The following is a 20,361-nucleotide window of genomic DNA, read 5'->3' on the forward strand; positions in this document are numbered from 1 at the left end:
AGGAGCCACAAAGTTCACAGTCGAGGCACGGTTGTTGCACCAGTCAGTTATGCTGCGGCCCGCCCCATGAGTCTGTTTCTATTCAAGCGCATAGCCACGCTGATCGGCACCCTGATCGGCGCCTCGGTCATCGTTTTCCTCGTCCTCGAGATCCTGCCCGGCAACGCCGCGCAGATGCTCATGGGCCCCGACGCCTCGCCCGACGCCGTCGCCGCCCTGGCCACCAAGCTCGGCCTGGACCAGCCCGCGTGGACGCGCTACTGGCACTGGATCGGCGGCCTGCTCACCGGCAACCTCGGTGACAGCTACGCCTACAGCTCGCCCGTGATCGACCTGATCCTGGAGCGCCTCGCCCTCACGGTGCCACTGGCCGTGATGGCGATGGCCCTGACCGTCGTCATCGCATTGCTCGTGGGCGTGACGGCTGCCGCGCGCCACAACAAGCTCGGCGACGTCGGCCTCATGGGCATGGCCCAGGTCGGCATCGCCATTCCTAACTTCTGGTTCGCGATCCTGCTGATCCTCGTGTTCTCGGTGCAGCTGCAGTGGTTCTCCGCCGGCGGCTTCGAGGGTTGGGGTGAAGGCATCTTCGCGGGGCTCAAGTCCCTGCTGCTGCCGGCGCTGTCGCTCGCAGTGGTGCAGGCCGCGATCCTCGCGCGCATCACGCGCTCGGCCGTGCTCGAGGTGATGCGCGAAGACTTCGTGCGCACCGCACGCGCCAAGGGCGTGTCGCAGCGCATGGTGCTGTGGACCCACGTGCTGCGCAACGCGATGATCCCCGTCATCACCGTCATGGGCATGCAGTTCTCCGAGCTGCTGGCCGGCACCATCGTGGTGGAGAACGTGTTCTACCTGCCCGGGCTGGGCCGCCTGATCTTCCAGGCCATCAGCAACCGCGACCTGATCGTGGTGCGCAACTGCGTGATGCTGCTCGCGGCCATGGTGGTCATCGTGAACTTCGTGGTCGACGTGCTCTATGCCGTCATCGACCCGCGCATCAAGGCGAGTGACGTATGAGCACGACCACCGTTCCCAGCGCCGTCGCGCTCAAGGTGCCGGGCTTCTGGCGCCGCGCCCTGCACCACCGCAGCTTCGCGATCGGCGGCGTGCTGAGCCTGCTGCTGCTCATCGCTGCTGTGCTCTCTTTGGTCTGGACGCCGTGGTCGCCCTACGCGATGGACATGGCGAACAAGATGCAAGGCCCTTCGGCCACGCACTGGCTCGGCACCGATGCCTTCGGGCGCGACGTGGCTTCGCTGCTGCTGGTGGGTGCGCGTGCGTCCATCCTCGTGGGCGTGATCGCCGTGGGCATCGGCCTCGTCGTCGGCACCGCGCTGGGCCTGCTCGCTGCAGCAAGACGCGGCTGGGTCGAAGAAGCCGTGATGCGCCTGTCGGACTTCACGCTCGCCTTCCCCGCGATCCTCTCAGCGATCATGATGACCGCCGTGTTCGGCGCTGGCATCGTCAACGCCATCATCGCGATCGGCATCTACAACATCCCGACGTTTGCACGCATCACGCGCGCCTCGGCCAACGCGATCTGGTCGCGCGAGTACGTGGCTGCTGCACGCGCCTGCGGCAAGGGATCGTTCGCGATCACGATGCAGCACGTGCTGCCCAACATCTCCGCCGTGCTGATCGTGCAGATCACGATCCGCTTCGCCATCGCGATCCTGGCCGAAGCTGCGCTGTCATACCTAGGCCTCGGCACGCAGCCGCCCCAGCCCTCATGGGGCCGCATGCTCAGCGAAGCCCAGACCCTCATGTTCCAGCAGCCACTGCTCGCGGTGTTCCCCGGCATGGCCATCGCCCTGGCGGTGCTCGGCCTGAACCTGATGGGCGACGGTCTGCGCGACCTGCTCGATCCGCGCCTGGCGCGCGCAAGGTAAACAAGCACGCCATGCCCCTCCTCGAAGTCAACGACCTCCACATCGGCCTGCAGACGCAACGCGGCCCGGCCGAAGCCGTGCGCGGCATCTCCTTCTCGCTGGAGCGCGGCGAAACGCTGGGCATCGTCGGCGAGTCGGGCTGCGGCAAGTCGATCACCGTGATGTCGCTCATGGGCCTGCTGCCCGCGACCGCGAAGGTCACGGGCAGCATCCGCTTCGACGGCACCGAACTGGTCGGGCGCGACGAAAAGGACATGTGCCAGATCCGCGGCAACCGCATCGGCATGATCTTCCAGGAGCCGATGACGGCGCTGAACCCGGTGCACACCATCGCGCGCCAGGTCGGTGAGCCGCTGCGGCTGCACCGCGGGCTGTCGAAAGCCGAGGCGCGCAAGGAAGTGCTCGCGTTGCTCGACCGCGTCGGCATTCCCGATGCGGCCTCGCGCCTCGATGCCTACCCGCACCAGTTCTCGGGCGGGCAGCGCCAGCGCATCGGCATCGCGATGGCGCTGGCCTGCGGACCTGACCTGCTGATCGCCGATGAGCCCACCACCGCGCTCGACGTGACCATCCAGAAGCAGATCCTGGAGCTCATCCAGGGCCTCGTGGCCGAGCGCGGCATGGCGCTCATCCTGATCTCGCACGACCTCGGCGTGATCTCGCAGACGGTCTCGAAGATGCTCGTGATGTACGGCGGCAGCGTGGTCGAGAGCGGCCCCACCGACGCCGTGTTCGCCAAGCGCGCCCACCCCTACACGCAAGGCCTGTTCGCCGCGCGCCCCGCCATCGGCGCGCCGCGCGGCCTGCGCCTGGCGACCATCCGCGGCAGCGTGCCCGAGCTGGTCGACCTGCCGCCGGGCTGCCCGTTCGCGGGCCGCTGCGCCTACACGGTCGATGCCTGCCACACCACGCGGCCGTCCGCCACGGTGCTGCCGCCGGACCACGCGGTGCGCTGCATGCGTCTCGAAGAAATTGCAGCCGCACAGGCTGTTGCGCCATGAATCCATCGACCCCGCTGCTGCAGGTGACCGACCTCGTGCGGCACTACGCCCTGCCGCGCGAAAAGCTCTTCGGCCCGCCGCCCACCGTGAAGGCGCTCAACGGCGTGAGCTTCAGCGTGCAGGCCGGCAAGAGCGTGGGCATCGTCGGCGAATCGGGCTCGGGCAAGTCCACCATCGCGCGCCTCGTGATGGCGCTGGACACGCCCACCTCGGGCAGCGTCGCGCTCGAAGGCCGCAACCTGCACGCGCTCTCGAAGGCCGAGCTGCGCACGGCGCGGCGCGACTTCCAGATGGTGTTCCAGGACCCGTACGGCTCGCTCGACCCGCGCCAAACCGTCGCCCGCATCGTCGCCGAGCCGCTCGAAGCGCTGGCCGAAACGCGCCGCGCCGAGCAGCGCGAACGCGCCGCCGAAGCGCTCGCGGCCGTGGGCCTGCGCACCACCGACCTCGACAAGTACCCGCACGAGTTCTCCGGCGGCCAGCGCCAGCGCATCGCGATCGCGCGCGCGCTCATCACGCGCCCCAAGCTCATCGTGGCCGACGAGCCCGTGAGCGCACTCGACGTGTCCGTGCAGGCCCAGGTGCTCAACCTCATGCAGGACCTGCAGCAGCAGTTCGGCATCAGCTACCTGCTCATCAGCCACGACCTCGCCGTGGTCAACCACCTGTGCGACGAGGTGTGCGTGGTGTTCAAGGGCCAGATCGTGGAGCAGGGGCCGCCGGCCGAGCTGTTCCATCACGCGCAGCATCCGTACACCCGCACCCTGCTGTCGGCGGTGCTGCACACACCGCCCGGCGGCACGCTGCGCGCCGCCTGAAGTCGCCGGGGCGCGGCCTCGGACAGATCGGTCATGAGCATCTGGTGGCGCAAGCGCTTGGCTTCGCGCAAGATCGCTCGCCCATCCGGGAACGTCCCGAGGAAAAACCGCCCGCGCCGGCGCGCACCGGAGGGCCTGCTGCGAGAGAATGATCCGCTGCACGTGGCATCTTTCGTGCTGTGTGTCTTTCTTTCGTGGCGCTGCGCTTCCCCCTGGGGCACGGTGCGCGCCGAAGCAGTCATTCGACACTGACCGTTTTCCGGAGATCACCCCGTATGTTGAACCGTCGCACGCTCCTTACCACCGCCGGCGCCACCGTCGCCCTGGCCACCCCGCTGGCCGGCATGGCGCAGGGCCGCAAGGACGCCATCGTGATCGGCATGGCCCTGGAGCCGCCAGGCTTGGACCCGACCACCGGCGCCGCCGCCGCCATCGCCGAGGTCGTGCAGTACAACATCCTGGAAACGCTGACCAAGATCAACGTCGACGGCAGTGTCACGCCGCTGCTGGCCGAGAGCTGGGAAATCTCGCCCGACCTGAAAACCTACACCTTCAAGCTGCGCAAGGGCGTCAAGTTCCAGAACGGCGAGCCCTTCAACGCGTCCACCGTCAAGTTCGCCTTCGACCGCGCCGGCGGCGAGAAGAGCACCAACAAGGACAAGCGCACCTTCGCCAACCTCGCCACCCAGGTGGTCGACGAGCACACGGTCGTGGTCATCAACAAGGAGATCGACCCCGACCTGCCCTTCGTGCTGGGCCAGGCTACGGCCGCCATCGTCGAGCCCAAGAGCGCCGAGGGCAACGCCACCAAGCCGATCGGCACCGGCCCCTACAAGCTGGACAACTGGGCCAAGGGCTCGTCGATCACACTGAGCAAGTGGGAAGGCTTCCGTGCGCCCGCCGTCGCGAAGATCAACAAGGTCACCTTCCGCTTCATCTCGGACACCGCCGCGCAGGCCGCCGCCGTGCTCTCGGGCGACGTGGACGTGTTCACGCGCATCGGGACGCGCGCCGTGCCGCAGTTCCGCAACAACCCGCAGTTCCAGACCATCCTGGCCGGTTCGCGCGCCAAGACCATCCTCTCGATCAACAACAAGAAGAAGCCGCTCGACGACGTGCGCGTGCGCCGCGCGATCCTCGCGGCCATCGACCGCAAGGCCTTCATCGAGGGCGCGGCCGACGGCCTGGGCGTGCCGATCGGCAGCCACTACGTGCCGGGCGCCGCGGGCTACATCGACACCACAGGCATCAACCCCTTCGACATCGAGAAGGCCAAGAAGCTGCTCGCCGAGGCCGGCGTGAAGACCCCGCTCGAACTGCGCATGACCCTACCCCCGCCGCCGTACGCGCGCCAGGGCGGTGAGGTCATCGTGGCGCAGCTCGCCAAGATCGGCATCACCGTGAAGATCCAGAACGTCGAGTGGGCGCAGTGGCTCAGCGGCACCTACACCAACAAGGACTACGACCTGTCGATCATTTCGCACGTCGAGCCCTTCGACCTGGGCAACTACGCCAAGCCCGACTACTACTGGGGCTACCAGTCGAAGGCCTTCGACACGCTGTTCGACAAGATCAAGTCCACCGGCAACGCGGCCGAGCGCAACAAGCTGCTGGGCGAGGCGCAGAAGCTGCTGGCCACCGACGCGGCCAACGGCTTCCTCTACCAGCCGCAGTTCCCCACCGTGGCCAAGAAGAACGTCAAGGGCCTCTGGAAAGAGAACCCGATCTTCGTGAACGACCTGTCGGCCCTGTCGTGGGGATGAGCCCCGCAGTGCCTGACCCTTCCCTGCCTTCGCTGAGCGACCTGTCGGCGCAGGAGCTCTCTGCGGCCTACCGCGAGAAGCGCCTGTCGCCGGTCGAGGTGACGCGCGCCGTCATCGCGCGCATCGAGCACTGCGAGCCTCGGCTGCAGGCCACGTGGCTGTTCCGGCCCGAGGCCGCGCTGGAGCAGGCGCGCGCCTCGGAGCAGCGCTGGCAGCGCGGCGACGCGCGCGGCCCGCTCGATGGTGTGCCGACCACGATCAAGGAAAACATCGCCACGCGCGGTGACCCGCTGCCCGCGGGCACCGCCGCCGTCGACCTCATGCCCGCCGCCGCCGACGCCCCGCCGGCCGCGCGCCTGAAGGAGGCCGGCGCGGTCATCGTCAGCAAGACCACCATGCCCGACTACGGCATGCTGTCGTCGGGGCTGTCGAGCTTTCACACGCTGGCGCGCAACCCCTGGGACCTGAGCCGCACGCCGGGCGGTTCCAGCGCCGGCGCCGGTGCCGCCGCGGCGGCGGGCTACGGTCCGCTGCACCTGGGCACCGACATCGGCGGCTCGCTGCGGCTGCCCGCCAGCTGGTGCGGCATCTTCACGCTCAAGCCCAGCCTGGGGCGCATCCCGATCGACCCGCCCTACATGGGCCGCGCCGCCGGCCCCATGACGCGCACCGTCGGCGACGCCGCGCTCATGATGCAGGCGCTGGCCCGGCCCGACGCGCGCGACAGCATGAGCCTGCCCGCGCAGGACATCGACTGGGCCGCGTTCGACGTCGCGCCCGACCACCTGCGCGGCCTGCGCATCGGGCTGCTGCTGGACGCCGGCTGCGGCCTCGCGGTTGAACCCGAGATCCAGGCCGCGGTCGAGCTGGCTGCGCGCCTGTTCGAGAAGGCCGGCGCCACGGTCGAGCCGATGCAGCCCTTCATGTCTCAGGCCCTGCTCGACGGCATGGACCACCTGTGGCGCATGCGCTCGCTCGTGGACCTGAAGGCCCTGCGCCCCGACCAGCGCGCCAAGGTGCTGCCCTACATCCGCGAATGGGCCGAGAGCGCCGCCGAGTTCAGCGGCGAGCATGTGTTCCGCAGCTTCAGCCAGTTCCACGCGACGCGCGTCACCACGGTGAACGCCTGCGCCCGCTTCGACTACGTGATCTCGCCGGTGTCGCCCAACATGCCGGCGGCGGCCGAGGCGCCCTCGCCCACCAACGACCCGCTGCGGCCGCTGGAGCACATCGGCTTCACCGTGCCGTTCAACATGTCGGAGCAGCCGGCGGCGTCGGTGAACTGCGGGTATTCGGCCGGCGGTTTGCCGATCGGGCTGCAGATTGCGGGACAGCGCTTCGACGACCTCGGTGTGCTGCGCGTGGCGCGTGCGTTCGAGCAGATCCGGGAAGTACAACGGCCCTGGCCGCAACTCTGAGCACGGCCTTCAGGCCAGCTGCAACGACAGCATCTCCCGCGCCCGCGTCACGAACGCGGTCTCGCCCCGCCGCGCGGGCAGCCATTGGAACGCCACGCGCGGCAGCGCCGGCAGCCCGTGGGGCGGCGCGAGCCGCGCGATGCCCTCCCCGATCGCTGATTCATTGAGGCAGGCCACGCCCAGGCCCGCGGCCAGGGCCGACTGCAGGCCCGCCACCCCCGATGCGACGTGCGCCAGCACATAGGGCACGCGGCGGCGGCGCAGCAGGGACACGGTGAACTGGTGCAGCGAGCAGGTGTCGGGCAGCGCCAGCAGCCGCACCGGCTCGCCGCGCACGAGGCGCAGGCCGGTCGCACCGAGCCACGCCAGCGATTCGCGCCGCAGCACGGCACTGCTGCCGGCCGCTGCCGCATTGGCCCCCGCGATGTTCATGGCCAAGCCCACGTCGAAATCGCCGTGCGCGTAGGCGGTGCGCAGCGCGTCGCTTTTCAGGATGGTCACGTGCAGCCGCACCTGCGGATAGCGCTCGCCGAGCCGGCCCAGCAGGCGGGTGAGGTCGCCGGGGCGGAAGTAGTCGGTCACGGCCAGCCGCAGCTCGCCCTGCAGGGTTTCGCCGCGCAGGTCGCGAAAGGCCTCGTCGCTCAGCGCGAGGATGCGCCGCGCGTGCCCCAGCAATCGCAGGCCCGCCTCGGTGGGCGCCACGCCGGCCTTGCTGCGGGTCAGCAGCGACTGGCCGGCGCGCTCCTCGAGCTTGCGGATCTGCTCGCTCACCGAGGACTGCGACAGGTACACGCGCGGCGCCGCGGCCGTGAGGCTGCCGGCGTCGGCCACCGCCACCAGCGTGCGCAACTGTTCGAGGTCGAAGCCTTGCATGGTGCCTGCCTATCCATTCGCTGATCCGATGGGTTCCATCATATCTTCCCGCTTTTCCGATGACGAGAGGAATCCCACAATCGCCCCATCGACCACCCGTTCTTCAACGCAAAAGGAGTCCACCATGCCCCACATCGTCGTCCACCTCTCCGGCCAGCCTGACGCCGCCCTCACCCGCAAGACCGTCGACACGGTCGCCGAACTCACGCAGAGCGTGCTGGGCAAGGCACTGCCGGTCATCGCCGTCACGGTGCAGTACATCGCCGCCGACAGCTGGTTCATCGGCGGCAAGTCGCTGGCCGAGCTCGGCAAGTCGGCCTTCCACCTGGACATCAGCGTGACCGACGAGACCAACACCAAGGCCGAGAAGGCGCGCTACCTGCGCGAGGTGCACGCGGCCATGGCCCGGCTGCGGCCCGACCTGCACGAGGTCTCGTACGTCCACGTGATCGACGCCCGCGCCGCGGCCTACGGCTACGGCGGCCAGACGCAGGAGTACCGGCACCAGCAAGCGGGTGTCTGAGAAGACTTCTTGAAAGACGCCGGGGGCGTGGCACCATGCCGCCATGCCCTCCCACGGAACCCCGCACACCGCCGACAGCCTCGGCAATCCGCTCACGCTCGACGACGCCGCCAGCCTAGCCTTGGTCGACGACTTCGTCATGGGCTTTCTCTCGACCGAGGCGCGCGCCGTGAACCTGCTGGCGCTGGCCGAACGCGATGCCAGCCCCATCGTGCAGGCCTACTGCGCGACGCTGCACCTGTTCGCCGAATCGCGCGAGGCCGCGGCCAACGCGCAGCCCTTCCTCGACAAGGCCCGCGCCGGTGCCGCCCGCGCCACGCCGCGCGAGCAGCGCTACATCGCCGCGGTCCAGGCCTGGGCCGACGGCGACATCGGGCGCGCCATCGCTCTGCATGCCGAGCAGGCGCGCGAGCATCCGCGCGACCTGGTGTCGGTGAAGCTGGGCCAGTACCACTGCTTCAACACCGGCGACTGCCCCGGCATGCTGCGGCTCGCGCTCGCGGCGCTGCCGGCCGCGGCCGAGGTGCCCTACGTGCACGGCATGGCGGCCTTCGGCTACGAGCAATGCCACCTGCTGCGCGAGGCCGAGGCCAGCGCGCGCCACGCGATCGGCCTGTGCCGCAAGGAGCCCTGGGCCCACCATGCGCTGGCGCACGTGATGCTCACCGAAGGCCGGCTGGCCGAGGGGCTGGCGTTCATGCAGGGCGTGAGCGACACCTGGACCGGGCTCAACTCCTTCATGGTCACGCACAATTGGTGGCACGTGGCGCTGTTCCTCATCGACCTGGGCCGCGACGCCGAGGCGCTCGCGGTGTACGACGAGCACGCCTGGGGCGTGGTGAAGGACTACTCGCAGGACCAGATCGGCGCCGTGTCGCTGCTCGCGCGGCTCGAGCTGGCGGGCATCGATGTCGGTGCGCGCTGGGACGACGTGGCCGACCACCTGCGGCAGCGCCAGGCAGACCATGTGCTGCCCTTTCTCGACCTGCAGTACCTCTACGGCCTGGCGCGCGCCGGCCGGCCCGAGGCGCAGGTGCTGCTGCACAACATCGAGGCCTTCGCGCCCGTGGCGCCGGTGTCCACGCGCGCCGCGTGGCAGCGCGTGTGCGTGCCGGCCGCGCGCGGCCTCGTGGCCCATGCGCGCGGCGATGTGGCTGGCGCGGTCGAGGGCCTGGGCGTCGCGCTGCCGCGCATGATCGAGATCGGCGGCAGCCATGCGCAGCGCGACCTGTTCGAGCAGCTGTACCTCGACGCGCTGGTGCGCACCGGCACCGAGTCCGCGCTCGCGGGCGCGCAAGGCCTGCTGCAGCAGCAGCTCAACGGCCAGCCCGAATCGCTGCGGCTGCGGCGGCAGACCAACGCGGTCTACGCGCAACTGGGACTCGGGCAGCTCACGGCGCGCTGAGCGGCACATGGCGCCACCCATGCCTTCCGGTCATGGGGCGTGCCGCAAAAGGAATTAACGGCTGCGCGGGAGCGACTCCTAAACTGGCCGCTCCTCCCGCTCTCCTCCCGTTCGCCCATGCAGCGCTCCCTCGTCACGCTGGCCGTTCTCGCGGCCCTCGCCTCGCCCTTCCACGCCACCGCCGCTGAAGCCCCCGTCGCGCTCGACCTGCTGCTGCGCGGCGGCACGATCTACACGGGCGACAGCGACACGCCCGTGGTCGGCGACGTCGGCATCGCGGGCGACCGCATCGTGTTCGCGGGCCGCGCCATGCCGGCGCAGTTCAGTGCGCGCCGCACCATCGACGCCACCGGCCTCGTGGTGGCGCCCGGCTTCATCGACGCCCACACGCACGCCGACGCCGACCTGCTCTCGAGCGACGCGCGCAAGCGCCTGAACATTCCCTTCCTCACGCAGGGCGTGACCACGGCGGTGATCGGCAACGACGGCTTCGGCGGCTACGACATCGCGGCGCAGACGCAGAAACTGCGCGCCGTGCCGGTCGGCACCAACGTCGCGATGTACGCGGGCTTCGGGCCGCTGCGCATCAGCCAGCTCGGCGAGGCCAACCGCGCCCCCACGCCCGCGCAGATGGACACCATGAAGCAGCACCTGAGCCGCGCGATGTGCGACGGTGCGCTCGGGCTGTCGACGGGCCTGTTCTACCCGCCGCAGAATTTCTCGAAGACCGAGGAGGTCATCGAACTCGCGAAGGTGGCGGCCGCACACGGCGGCCTGTACGACAGCCACATCCGCGACGAGTCGATGTACAACGTCGGCCTCAAGGGCTCGATCGACGAGGTGATCCGCATCGGCCACGAGGCGAAGCTGCCGGTGCACGTGGCGCACATCAAGGCGCTGGGCGTGGCCGTGCAGGGCCAGAGCGGCGACATCATCCGGCGCATCGAGAAGGAGCGCGCCGCGGGCCTGGACATCACGGCCGACCACTACCCCTGGACCGCGTCGAGCACGCGCTTCTCGGCCGCGCTGCTGCCGCCCTGGGCCAACGAAGGCGGTCGCACGGCCACGCTGCTGCGCTTCGACGACGCGGCGCAGCAGGAGCGCCTGCGCAAGGACATGCGCGAGAACCTGCGCCTGCGCGGCGGGCCCGAGGCCATCCTGTTCTCGGCCGGCAGCACGAAGTACGTGGGCAAGACGCTGGCCGACGTGGCCAAGGCCTCGAACGCCGACCCGGTCGACGCCGCCATCGCCGTGCTGCGCGACGGCGACCTGATGATCGCCTCGTTCAACATGAGCGACGACGACGTGCGCGCCTTCATGAAGCGACCGTGGGTCATGACCTCGTCCGATTCGTCGCTGGGCCATCCGCGCGCCTACGGCACCTTCGCGCGCAAGTACGACCAGTACGTGGTGAAGGAGCGCGCGATCTCGCTGGCGCAATTCATCCGCAGCAGCAGCGCGTACACGGCCGACACGCTGGGCCTCGTGCAGCGCGGCCACCTGCGCCCCGGCTACCACGCCGACGTGGTGGTGTTCGATCCGAAGCGCTTTGCGGCCAAGGCCACCTACACGCAGCCGACGCTGTTGTCCGAGGGCGTGGTCACGGTGCTGGTGAACGGCCGCCTCGCGGTGGACGGCGGCCAGCCCACGGGCGTGGGCGCCGGCGTGCCGCTGCTGCGCACGCCGAAGCCGGGCAGTTGCCCGGCCTGAACTGGAAGATCAGTCCTTCTTCAGGTGCCGCCGCTGGTCGTAGGTCGGCTGCGGCGGCAGGTCGGCGAGGTGGCGCGTGTCGGCCCACTCGACGATCTCGATGGCGTCCGGCGCGGCCGGGTCGGCGATGCGGATGCGGTTGAAGCCCGCGTTCGGGATCTCGCTCTGGCGCGGGCCACTGAGGCTCAGGCCACGCGCGGTGCGCCACACCATGTCGAGCACGCCGCCGTGGGTGACGACGATCAGGCGCTGGCCGCGGTGCGCTGCGGCGACAGCGCCGAGCGCGCCGATCACGCGCGCATGGAACTCGCGCGCGCTCTCGCCCTGCGGCATGGCGTGGTCTTCGCGGAACTCCAGCCACTCTTCCCAGGCGCGCGGATGCTGGCTCTGGATCTCGTCGGCCCGCATGCCCTCGACCACGCCGAAGTGCTGCTCGCGCAGCGCCACCGAGGTGACGACCGGCAGCGCGAGCTGCTGCGCCGCGGGCGCCGCGGTCTGCTGGGCGCGCATGAGGTCGCTGCTGATGAGGTGCCGTGCCGTCTCGCCCGCCAGCCGCAGGCCGAGGCGGCGCGCCTGCTCGTGGCCGATGTCGTTGAGCGGGACGTCCGCGTGGCCCTGGAAGCGCAGTTCGCGGTTCCAGGCGGTTTCGCCGTGGCGGATCAGGATGAGGTCGGTGGGGGCGGAGTCGGGGGTGGTGGTGGACATTGCATGCATTGTCCCCCGAGTGCATGACACGGCGGCTTCGTGCCAACCCGCTGTTGCATGGTCGCCACCGCGTACGGGCCGTGCGCCGGGCGCGTCCGATCGCGCAAAATCGGCCCATGCCCCATCTTGTCCTGCTGCCCGGCCTTGCCTGCGACGAACGCCTCTGGGAGGCCCAGTTGCCCGCACTTCCCGCCGCCTTCGGCGCCCGCGTGAGCGACGTCCAGACGCGCCACGACACCATCGAGGGCATGGCCAGCGCCGTGCTGCGCGAGCACGACGGCCCGCTGGTGCTGTGCGGCGCCTCGATGGGTGGCATGGTCGCGATGGAAGCGGCACGCCAGGCGCCCGAGCGCATCGCCGGGTTGATGCTGCTGGGCACCAGCGCGCGACCCGAGACGCCCGACATGTTCGCGCTGCGCGAAGGCGCCATCGAATGGTTCGAGCGCGGCGAGGTGCGCGAGATCATCGAGCCCAACGTCGCCTTCGCCTTCCATCCCGCGCAGGCCGCCAACCCGGCGCTGGTGCAGCGCTACCTGGACATTGTGCTTGGCGCCGGCGCGGCCCAGCTCATCCGCCAGAACCACGCCGTGATGCGCCGCCCCGACGCGCGCACGCACCTGGCCCTGCTGCGCGCGCCGGTGCTGCTGATGTGCGGCGACGACGACCGCCTCGCACCACCCGAATGCACCCGCGAGATGGCGGCGCTGCTGCCGCGCGCCGAGGTGGTGTGGGTGCCGCAGTGCGGCCACATGCTGACGATGGAGAAGCCTGCGTTCGTCAACACGGCGCTCAACGCCTGGCTGGGCAAGCACTTCCCCAGCGCTTGAGAGCCCGGTCAGTGCAGCTGGCCGCCGGTTTCCGTGACGTCCTGCTTCACGGCCAGCGCGGTCTTCACGGTGATGCGCAAGGCATCGACCAGCGTCTCGAGCGCCATGCTCGGCGCGCCCGGAAAACGCGCCGCCTGCGCGGGCAGGTAGGGAATGTGGATGAAGCCGCCGCGCACGCCCTTCGCCGCCGCGTGCGTCGCGATGCGGTGCATCAGACCGTAGAAGAGGTGGTTGCACACGAAGGTGCCCGCACTGTTCGACACCGAGGCCGGCACACCGCCCGCGCGCAGTTCGCGCACGATGGCCTTCACGGGCAGGCTCGAGAAGTAGGCCACGGGCGCGCCGGGCACCACGGGCACGTCGATCGGCTGGCGGCCGAGGTTGTCGGGCACACGCGCGTCGTCGACGTTGATGGCGATGCGCTCCGGCGTGAACTCGGCGCGGCCGCCGGCCTGGCCGATGCAGATCACCAGCGTCGGCTGGAGCTCGTCCATCGCGCGGTCGAGCGCGGTGAGCGCCTCGCCGAAGACGCAGGGCACGAGGCGCGCATGCACGGTGGCGCGGCCGCACTTCCAGCCATCGAGCGTGCGCACCGCCTCCCATGATGGATTGAGCAGCTCCTGCTCGAAGGGCTCGAAGCCCGTCAGCAGGACGTTGGGAGAAGCGCGCTTCGCCGGCATCCTGTTCAGGCCATCGCGCGAACGTCGATGCCTTCCTGCTGCAGCCGTTCGCGGATGCGCCGCGCGAAAGCCAGCGCGTGTGCGCCGTCGCCGTGCAGGCACACGCTCTGGGCGTTGACTGGCACGGTGCTGCCGTCGATGGCGACCACGCGGTGGTCGCGCACCAGCGACAGGGTCTGCGCGAGCGACTGCTCCTCGCTCTCGATGAGCGCGCCGGGCTGGCTGCGCGGCACGAGGCTGCCGTCGGGCATGTAGCCGCGGTCGGCGAACACCTCTTCCACAGGCTGCAGGCCGGCACGGCGGGCCGCGTCGATCATGTTGCTGCCGGCCAGGCCGAAGAACTTGAGCGAAGGGTCGAAGCGGCGCACCGCCTCGCACAGCGCCTCGGCGAGTTCGGGCTCTTTCACCGCCTGGTTGTAGAGCTGGCCGTGCGGCTTCACGTGCGCGAGCCGGCCGCCCTCGGCCTTGACGATCGCGGCCAGCGCGCCGACCTGGTAGAGCACGTTCGCCACGATCTCCTCGGGCGGCAGGTGCATGGTGCTGCGGCCGAAGTTCTCGCGGTCGGGAAAGCTCGGGTGCGCGCCGATCGCCACGCCGTGCGCCATGGCCCAGCGCACGCACTGCTGCATGGTCCTGGCGTCGCCCGCGTGCCAGCCGCAGGCGATGTTGGCGGAACTCACGAGGCCGAGCAGCGCTTCGTCGCTGCCGGCGCCTTCGCCGAGGTCGGCGTTCAGGTCGATCTGCATGGGGTGTTCTCCGTCTCGGGGGCAGGTGCGGGAGCCACCTGCGTCAGGCCACAGTCTAGGCCGCGCCGGGCCAGCCCGCAGCAGCGAGCCCCTGCGCCACCTGCGCCAGGTAACGCTGCTGCGCGGCCCAGGCCGCGAGCGCGTGCGACAGGTCGGTGCGCACCAGCCGCAGCCGGCCACCCAGCGGCGCCTGCGCGAGCTTCCAGAGGTCGGCGCGGATCACCACGCCGATGCGCGGGTAGCCGCCGGTGGTCTGCGCGTCGCCCATGAGGATGATCGGCTGACCCGAAGGCGGCACCTGGATCGTGCCGGGAATCACGCCCGAGGACAGCATGTCGCCGCCCGCCTTGCGCTGCAGCTCCGCGCCGGCGAGCCGGCTGCCCATGCGGTTGCTCTGTGGCGTGATGCGCCAGCGCTCGCTCCACAGCAGCGCCTGTGCGTCGGGCGTGAACAGGTCGAACTCGGGGCCGGGCAGCACGCGCAGCGCGAAGGCGCCGTCGGGCTCGGCCGTGCCCCAATCGGGCGCGCGCAGGCCGAAGGAACGGCGCGCGTTCTGGTCGGCACCGAGGCGCGAAGCGCCCAGCGCGAGCCGGTCGCCCTTGCGCAGCGCGCGGCCCTCGTGGCCGCCGAAGCCGGCCTTGAGGTCGGTGCTGCGCGAGCCGAGCACGGGTGCCACGTCGATGCCGCCGGCCACCGCGAGCCAGCTGCGCAGGCCGGCCTTCGGCGTGCCGGGCGCGTTGGCACCGGCCAGGCGCAAGGTCTGGCCAGCACGCACCGGCACGCTCCAGCAGGGCCACAGCGGCACGCCGTCGAGCGTGGCGCCGAAGTCGTCGCCGGTGAGCGCGATGCGGGTGTCGACTTCGAACTGCAGCTCGCAGCCGCCCATGGTGAATTCGATGCCCGCCGCCGCGTCGGCGTTGCCGGCCAGCCGGTTCGCCAGCGTGAGCGCGAGCATGTCGAGCGCACCGCCCGGGCAGATGCCGAGCTGGCGCAGGCCGGGCCGCCCGAGGTCCTGCACCGAGGCATGCACGCCGGGTTTGCGCACGAGGATCATGTCTGCAGGCTTTCGACGACGAAGCGCACGCGGTCGCCCGGACGCAGCAAGGTGGGCGACTCGGCCGAAGGATCGAACAGCTCGAGCGGCGTGCGCCCGATGAGCTGCCAGCCGCCCGGCGACACCAACGGATAGATGCCGGTCTGCTCGCCGCCGATGCCGACCGAGCGCGCGGGCACGGCGGTGCGCGGTTCGGCGCGGCGCGGTGTCGCGAGTTCGGGCGGCAGCCCGCCCATGAAGGCGAAGCCCGGCAGGAAGCCGAGCAGGTAGACCACGTAGTCGCCGCCGCTGTGGCGACGCACCACCTCGGCCGCCGACAGCCCGGTGTGGGCCGCCACGTCGGCGAGGTCGGGGCCGTGCTCGCCGCCGTAGGCCACGGGAATCTCGATGCGCCGCCCTTCGGCGGCATGGGCCGCGAGCCCCGGCCAGGCCTGGAGCACGCGCGCCGCGAGTTCCTCGAACGCCACGGCGGTCGGGTCGAAGGTCAGCGTGAGGTTGTTCATGCCCGGCAGCGCCTCGCCGACGCCGGGCCAGGCCAGCACCTCGGCGGCCAGCGCCCAGATGCGCTGCTGCTGCGCCAGCGTGGCGGGCGCGGGCAGGTCGCACACCAGCGCCGCATCGCCCAGCGGATGCAGGCGGGGCAAGGGGGTGGCGCTCACCTCAGCGCGAAGCCTGGGAGCGGGCTCATTCCCTACCGAGGCTGCGGACCTTGGCGGTCAGCTGCTGCTCGACGTTCGGCGAGACGAACTTGTTGACCTCGCCGCCGAGCATGGCGATCTCGCGCACGAAGGTGCTGGAGATGAACTGGTACTTGTCGCTCGGGGTCAGGAACACGGTCTCGACGTCGGGCATCAGCGAGCGGTTCATGCCGGCGAGCTGGAACTCGTAGTCGAAGTCGGTCACGGCGCGCAGACCGCGCACCATGGCCTTGCCGCCGCGCGCGACGACGAAGTCGCGCAGCAGGCCCGAGAAGCTCTCGACCGTCACCTGGTCGCTGTAGGGCTTCACGGCCTCGCGGGCCATGTCCATGCGCTCGGAGAGCGTGAACAGCGCCTTCTTGTGGTGGCCCGCCGCGACGGCGACGATCACCTTGGAGAAGAGTTGGGTTGCACGCCGCACCACGTCCTCGTGACCGAGGGTGATGGGGTCGAAAGTGCCGGGATAAACCGCGATCACGTTGCTGGCCATGGTTGCTTCTTCCTCATGCTGCCGGTGCGGCTTGTCCGGCGGATTATGCAGGCACGGACACGGCGCGGCGCAGCAGATGGGCATGCACGGCGCCGGCCTTCAGGTAGCGGAATTCGGCCAGGCCCAGCGCGGCGAGCTCCTCGGTGGCCCAGCGGCGCGGCGCCTCGAGGTAGATCGCGCCGTCGGCGTGCAGCGCGCGCGCGGCGGCGCGCAGGGCCGGCTCGTACAGCCCGAGGTTGTCGAAGGGCGGATCGAGAAACACCGCCTGCAGGCTGCCCGCCGCCGCACGCTCGAGCGCGGTGACGCCGTTGCCGCGCTCCACGCGCACGGCCTCGGCCGAGAGCTTGGCCTTGGCGGCCTGCAGCTGGGCGACCAGCGCGGCGTCCTGCTCGCACAGCAGCACGTGGGCCGCGCCGCGCGAGGCGGCTTCGAGGCCCAGCGCCCCAGTGCCCGCGAAGGCATCGATGCAGTGCCAGCCCGGCAATGCACCACCGCCCACGCCGGCCAGGCTCGCAAGCCAGTTGAACAGCGTTTCGCGCACGCGGTCGGGCGTGGGGCGCAGGCCGGGCTTGTCGGCCACGGCCAGGCGGGTGCGCTTCCATTCGCCGCCGATGATGCGGACCTCGCTGGGCCGCGACGGGCGCTTGGCGGCGGGGGCGCGCGCGACGGGCGCGGCGGCGTTCTTCTTCGGGGGCTTCTGGGGCATGCGGCGAGCTTAACGCCGCAGCTGGCCCCACTTCACTCAGTAGCCCATGAACGCGCGACGGGCCAGCAGCGCGGCCAGCACGAGCATCGTGCCACCGATGAGCGCATCGAGCATCTGCCAGGCGCGCGGCCGAGCGAACACCGGCGCCAGCAGCCGCGCGCCGAAGCCCAGCGCGGTGAACCACAGCACGCTGGCCAGCGTCGACCCGACCACGAACCAGGCCTTGAGCAGGCCCGGGTACTGCGCCCCGGCCGTGCCCACGAGCAGCACGGTGTCCAGGTAGACGTGCGGGTTCAGCAGCGTGAAGCCGGCGGCCTGCGCGACCACCGCGGCGCGCGAGCGCGAGGCGCCCTGCGACACCGTCTGCAACGCGCCCGGCTGGCGCGAGCGCCACAGCGCGCGCAGGCCGTAGCCGCAGAGAAAGGCCGCGCCCGAAGCCCGCGAGCAGCGTTGCCAGCATCGGCCGCCCCTTCAGCGCCTGCGCCATGCCGGCCACGCCGGCGGCGACCAGCACCGCGTCGCAGACGGCGCAGAACAGCACCACCGCGCTCACGTGCTCGCGGCGCAAACCCTGGCGCAGCACGTAGGCGTTCTGGGCGCCGATGGCGACGATGAGCACCAGGCTCATGAAGAGCCCGTTGAGGAAAGCGGTGGAGGCGTGAACGGCGGTCATGGTCCGAGCTTGCCGTCCGCAGGCGATTCAATCAAACTAAACTTTCTAACGCCGATTCAGTTTTACTTCATTCGCCACCATGCTCGACTACGCCGCCCTGCACGCCCTTGCCGCCGTGGTGCGCGAAGGCAGTTTCGAGCGCGCCGCCCGCGCGCTGCACGTCACGCCCTCGGCGGTGTCCCAGCGCGTGAAGCTGCTCGAGGAGCGCACCGGCGGCGCGCTGCTGGTGCGCGGCCAGCCCTGCGTGGCGACCGAGGCCGGCTTGCAGCTGTGCCGGCACGTCGAGCGCGTGGGCATGCTGGAGCACGAGCTGCGCGAGGCCCTGCCCGCGCTGGGCATGGGCAGCGGCGAGGCGCACGAGCGGGTCACGGTGCGGGTGGCGGTCAACGCCGACAGCCTCGCGACCTGGTTCATGGCGGGCGCCGCCGCCTTCGCCGCGCAGGCGCCCGACGCCCTGCTCGACCTCACGGCCGACGACCAGGACCACACGGCCGAACGGCTGCGCAGCGGCGCCGTGCTGGCGGCCGTGACCGCGCTGGCCCAGCCGGTCACGGGCTGCAACAGCGAGGCGCTGGGCACGGTGCACTACGTGGCCGCCGCGAGCCCCGGTTTCGTGGAACGGTATTTCGCCAAGGGCGTGGGCGCGCGCACGCTGGCCGCGGCGCCGAACCTGGTGTTCGACCGCAAGGACCGGCTGCAGGCGCGCTGGGTGCGCCGCATCTGCCACCGCAACGTGGAGACGCCGCGCCACTGGGTGCCCTCGCCCGCCGCCTTCGTGGAGGCGGCCTGCCGCGGCATCGGCTGGGGCATGCACCCGACCAGCATGGTGGCCGATGCGCTGCGCGACGGCACGCTGGTGGAACTGGCGCCCGGCGCGACGCTGCCGGTGCCGCTGTACTGGCAGCACGCCCGCGCGGCGCCGCGCCTGCTGGCGCAGCTCGGCGCCGCGGTGCGCGAGGCCGCGCGCAGCGGGCCGCACGCGCTGGCCTGAGCTTTTCTTTTCTTCTTACTGCGCCGCGACGGCCTGCTTGCCGCCCACCACCACCGTCACCATGCGCTGCGGCTGCAGCTTGCGGGCGAACGCGGCCTGGATGTCGGCGGCCGTGACCGCGTTCATGCGCGCGGTCCAGGTGTCGAGGTAGTCCAGCGGCAGGCCGTACCAGGCGATGTTGGCGACGTTGCCGATCAGCTTGCGGTTGCTGTCCAGCAGCAGCGGGAAGCCGCCGATCAGGTTGTCCTTGGCGGCCTTCAGCTCCTTCTCGGTCGGGCCTTCGGCCACGAACTTCGCGAGCACGTCGCGCGAGACCTTCGTCGCCGCCTCGGCCTGGTCGGGCCGGGTCTGGAAGCCGATGCGGAAGGCGCCCGCGTCGAGCCCCGGCGCGAAGCCGCTGTACACGCTGTAGGCCAGGCCGCGCTTCTCGCGCACCTCTTCGGTCAGCCGCGAGACAAAGCCGCCGCCGCCGAGCACGTAGTTGCCGAGCGTGAGCGCGAAGTGGTCCGGGTCCTGGCGCGGGTAGCCGGGCTGGCCGATGAAGACGTGAGCCTGCGCCGAGTCGAACGCAATGCGCTCGTCCTTCGGCGCCGTGAGCGCCACCACCGGCGCGATGGCCGGCAGCGGTGCGCAGGCGGCGGGGCTGGGCAGGCGCGACAGCAGCGTGGTCGCGAGCGCCTCGGCCTCGGCGCGCGTGACCGCGCCCACGATGCTGAGCTTGGCGCGGCACGGCAGGATCAGCTGCTCGTAGCGCTGGCGCATGGCGGCGGTGTCGATGCGCGCCAGCGTCTCTTCCGTCACTTCCTGGCCGTAGGGGTGCGTGCCGTACACGGCCTGCGCGAAGGCGCGGCCGACGACGGTGGCGGGCTTGGTGTTGGCTTCCTTGATGGCGGCGTTGATGCGCTCGCGCTCGCGCGGCCAGATGTCGTCGGGGAACGAGGGCTCGCCGATCTCGCGTGCGGCCAGGGCCACGGCCTTGGTGAGCAGCGCGGGGTCGGACAGCGTGCGCAGCGTATAGCTGGTGCGGTCGGTGCCGGCGCTCACGTCGAAGCTGGCGCCCAGGTCGGCCCAGGCCTCGCCCAGCGCATTCTGGTCGAGCGCGGGCTCGCCGTTGCGCCCGGCGCGCACGCCCTTCTCGACCATCGCCGCGCTGGTGCTGGCCAGCCCGGCCTGCGCGGCCGGGTCGCGCCGGCTGCCGGCGTCGAAATCGATCTGCACGTCGACGATCGGCAATGCGTTGGTCGACACCAGGTACACCTTGGCGCCGTTGGCCAGCGTCCAGTGCTGGATGGGCAGCGCGGCCTGCGCGCTGCCCATGCCGAACAGCGCGGTGATTCCCGCCAGGAGGGCGGTGCTTGCAATCTTCTTGAGGTTCTTCATGAGGGAATCCG

20 protein-coding genes and 1 pseudogene are annotated in these 20,361 nt (G+C 70.9%); 11 read left to right on the top strand and 10 right to left on the bottom strand.

The window, feature by feature from the left end:
- Positions 1 to 66: 66 nt before the first annotated feature.
- The 6 genes from ACAM52_RS27380 (at position 67) to ACAM52_RS27405 (ending at position 6,889) form a co-directional block, all read left to right on the top strand.
- The gene (locus tag ACAM52_RS27380; protein ID WP_095746670.1) at positions 67 to 1,017 is read left to right on the top strand and encodes an ABC transporter permease; all 951 of its coding nucleotides are present in this window, start codon (positions 67 to 69) and stop codon (positions 1,015 to 1,017) included.
- Positions 1,014 to 1,889, top strand: a complete 876-nt coding sequence (locus ACAM52_RS27385; protein WP_062481348.1) for an ABC transporter permease — start codon at positions 1,014 to 1,016, stop codon at positions 1,887 to 1,889. Before ACAM52_RS27380 ends, ACAM52_RS27385 begins: the two co-directional genes overlap by 4 nt.
- Positions 1,890 to 1,900: 11 nt before the next feature.
- On the top strand, positions 1,901 to 2,890 hold the full coding sequence (locus tag ACAM52_RS27390; protein WP_369645100.1) for an ABC transporter ATP-binding protein: 990 nt from the start codon (positions 1,901 to 1,903) through the stop codon (positions 2,888 to 2,890).
- Positions 2,887 to 3,708, top strand: coding sequence for an ABC transporter ATP-binding protein (locus ACAM52_RS27395; RefSeq protein ID WP_062481345.1), 822 nt, complete (start codon positions 2,887 to 2,889; stop codon positions 3,706 to 3,708). The genes ACAM52_RS27390 and ACAM52_RS27395 overlap by 4 nt, the downstream gene beginning before the upstream one ends.
- A 275-nt stretch (positions 3,709 to 3,983) precedes the next feature.
- Positions 3,984 to 5,471 carry an ABC transporter substrate-binding protein gene (locus tag ACAM52_RS27400; RefSeq protein WP_354342274.1) on the top strand — a complete coding sequence of 496 codons (1,488 nt, stop codon included), beginning with the start codon at positions 3,984 to 3,986 and terminating at the stop codon, positions 5,469 to 5,471.
- Positions 5,472 to 5,479: 8 nt separating this feature from the next.
- Positions 5,480 to 6,889, top strand: a complete 1,410-nt coding sequence (locus ACAM52_RS27405; RefSeq protein WP_369645101.1) for an amidase — start codon at positions 5,480 to 5,482, stop codon at positions 6,887 to 6,889.
- Between the two features lie 9 nt (positions 6,890 to 6,898).
- Here the strand turns inward: ACAM52_RS27405 and ACAM52_RS27410 are convergent, their stop codons facing one another.
- Positions 6,899 to 7,762, bottom strand: a complete 864-nt coding sequence (locus ACAM52_RS27410) for a LysR family transcriptional regulator (RefSeq protein WP_369645102.1) — start codon at positions 7,760 to 7,762, stop codon at positions 6,899 to 6,901.
- A gap of 124 nt (positions 7,763 to 7,886) precedes the next feature.
- Between ACAM52_RS27410 and ACAM52_RS27415 the strand changes: the two genes are divergently transcribed.
- The 3 genes from ACAM52_RS27415 to ACAM52_RS27425 all read left to right on the top strand — a co-directional run bounded on the left by ACAM52_RS27415 (position 7,887) and on the right by ACAM52_RS27425 (position 11,400).
- Positions 7,887 to 8,285, top strand: coding sequence for a 4-oxalocrotonate tautomerase family protein (locus tag ACAM52_RS27415; protein WP_095949164.1), 399 nt, complete (start codon positions 7,887 to 7,889; stop codon positions 8,283 to 8,285).
- 43 nt (positions 8,286 to 8,328) lie between these two features.
- The gene (locus ACAM52_RS27420) at positions 8,329 to 9,690 is read left to right on the top strand and encodes a tetratricopeptide repeat protein (protein WP_369645103.1); all 1,362 of its coding nucleotides are present in this window, start codon (positions 8,329 to 8,331) and stop codon (positions 9,688 to 9,690) included.
- Between the two features lie 117 nt (positions 9,691 to 9,807).
- Positions 9,808 to 11,400, top strand: a complete 1,593-nt coding sequence (locus tag ACAM52_RS27425; RefSeq protein WP_369645104.1) for an amidohydrolase family protein — start codon at positions 9,808 to 9,810, stop codon at positions 11,398 to 11,400.
- A gap of 9 nt (positions 11,401 to 11,409) precedes the next feature.
- Here ACAM52_RS27425 and ACAM52_RS27430 read toward each other — a convergent pair whose 3' ends face one another.
- Positions 11,410 to 12,105: a histidine phosphatase family protein gene (locus ACAM52_RS27430; protein WP_139706433.1), complete on the bottom strand. Its 696-nt coding sequence runs from the start codon at positions 12,103 to 12,105 to the stop codon at positions 11,410 to 11,412.
- Between the two features lie 116 nt (positions 12,106 to 12,221).
- Here ACAM52_RS27430 and ACAM52_RS27435 point away from each other — a divergent pair, with 116 nt between their 5' ends.
- The gene (locus ACAM52_RS27435; protein WP_174543705.1) at positions 12,222 to 12,932 is read left to right on the top strand and encodes an alpha/beta fold hydrolase; all 711 of its coding nucleotides are present in this window, start codon (positions 12,222 to 12,224) and stop codon (positions 12,930 to 12,932) included.
- Between the two features lie 8 nt (positions 12,933 to 12,940).
- Here ACAM52_RS27435 and pcp read toward each other — a convergent pair whose 3' ends face one another.
- From pcp to ACAM52_RS27470, 7 genes and pseudogenes are all read right to left on the bottom strand, one after another.
- Positions 12,941 to 13,612 (bottom strand): pyroglutamyl-peptidase I, encoded by a 672-nt coding sequence (gene pcp, locus ACAM52_RS27440; protein WP_307637515.1) that lies wholly within the window; start codon positions 13,610 to 13,612, stop codon positions 12,941 to 12,943.
- Positions 13,613 to 13,617: 5 nt separating this feature from the next.
- Positions 13,618 to 14,358, bottom strand: coding sequence for a 5-oxoprolinase subunit PxpA (gene pxpA / locus ACAM52_RS27445; protein ID WP_070061982.1), 741 nt, complete (start codon positions 14,356 to 14,358; stop codon positions 13,618 to 13,620).
- 55 nt (positions 14,359 to 14,413) lie between these two features.
- A complete protein-coding gene (locus ACAM52_RS27450; RefSeq protein WP_307637516.1) occupies positions 14,414 to 15,412 on the bottom strand; it encodes a biotin-dependent carboxyltransferase family protein in 999 nt (332 codons plus the stop codon).
- The gene (gene pxpB / locus ACAM52_RS27455; protein WP_369647790.1) at positions 15,409 to 16,056 is read right to left on the bottom strand and encodes a 5-oxoprolinase subunit PxpB; all 648 of its coding nucleotides are present in this window, start codon (positions 16,054 to 16,056) and stop codon (positions 15,409 to 15,411) included. Before pxpB ends, ACAM52_RS27450 begins: the two co-directional genes overlap by 4 nt.
- Positions 16,057 to 16,096: 40 nt before the next feature.
- On the bottom strand, positions 16,097 to 16,600 hold the full coding sequence (coaD, locus tag ACAM52_RS27460; protein ID WP_062481439.1) for a pantetheine-phosphate adenylyltransferase: 504 nt from the start codon (positions 16,598 to 16,600) through the stop codon (positions 16,097 to 16,099).
- Positions 16,601 to 16,643: 43 nt separating this feature from the next.
- Positions 16,644 to 17,306 carry an RsmD family RNA methyltransferase gene (locus ACAM52_RS27465; protein WP_369645105.1) on the bottom strand — a complete coding sequence of 221 codons (663 nt, stop codon included), beginning with the start codon at positions 17,304 to 17,306 and terminating at the stop codon, positions 16,644 to 16,646.
- A 36-nt stretch (positions 17,307 to 17,342) separates the two neighbouring features.
- Positions 17,343 to 17,979, bottom strand: a pseudogene (locus ACAM52_RS27470) (LysE/ArgO family amino acid transporter).
- Between the two features lie 79 nt (positions 17,980 to 18,058).
- On the opposite strand from ACAM52_RS27470, the gene ACAM52_RS27475 reads away from it, so the two are divergent.
- On the top strand, positions 18,059 to 18,970 hold the full coding sequence (locus ACAM52_RS27475) for a LysR family transcriptional regulator ArgP (RefSeq protein ID WP_369645106.1): 912 nt from the start codon (positions 18,059 to 18,061) through the stop codon (positions 18,968 to 18,970).
- 15 nt (positions 18,971 to 18,985) lie between these two features.
- Here ACAM52_RS27475 and ACAM52_RS27480 read toward each other — a convergent pair whose 3' ends face one another.
- Positions 18,986 to 20,350: a M16 family metallopeptidase gene (locus ACAM52_RS27480; RefSeq protein ID WP_369645107.1), complete on the bottom strand. Its 1,365-nt coding sequence runs from the start codon at positions 20,348 to 20,350 to the stop codon at positions 18,986 to 18,988.
- Between the last annotated feature and the right edge of the window lie 11 nt (positions 20,351 to 20,361).

The organism is Variovorax sp. V118 (assembly GCF_041154445.1).
Lineage (GTDB): Bacteria > Pseudomonadota > Gammaproteobacteria > Burkholderiales > Burkholderiaceae_C > Variovorax > Variovorax boronicumulans.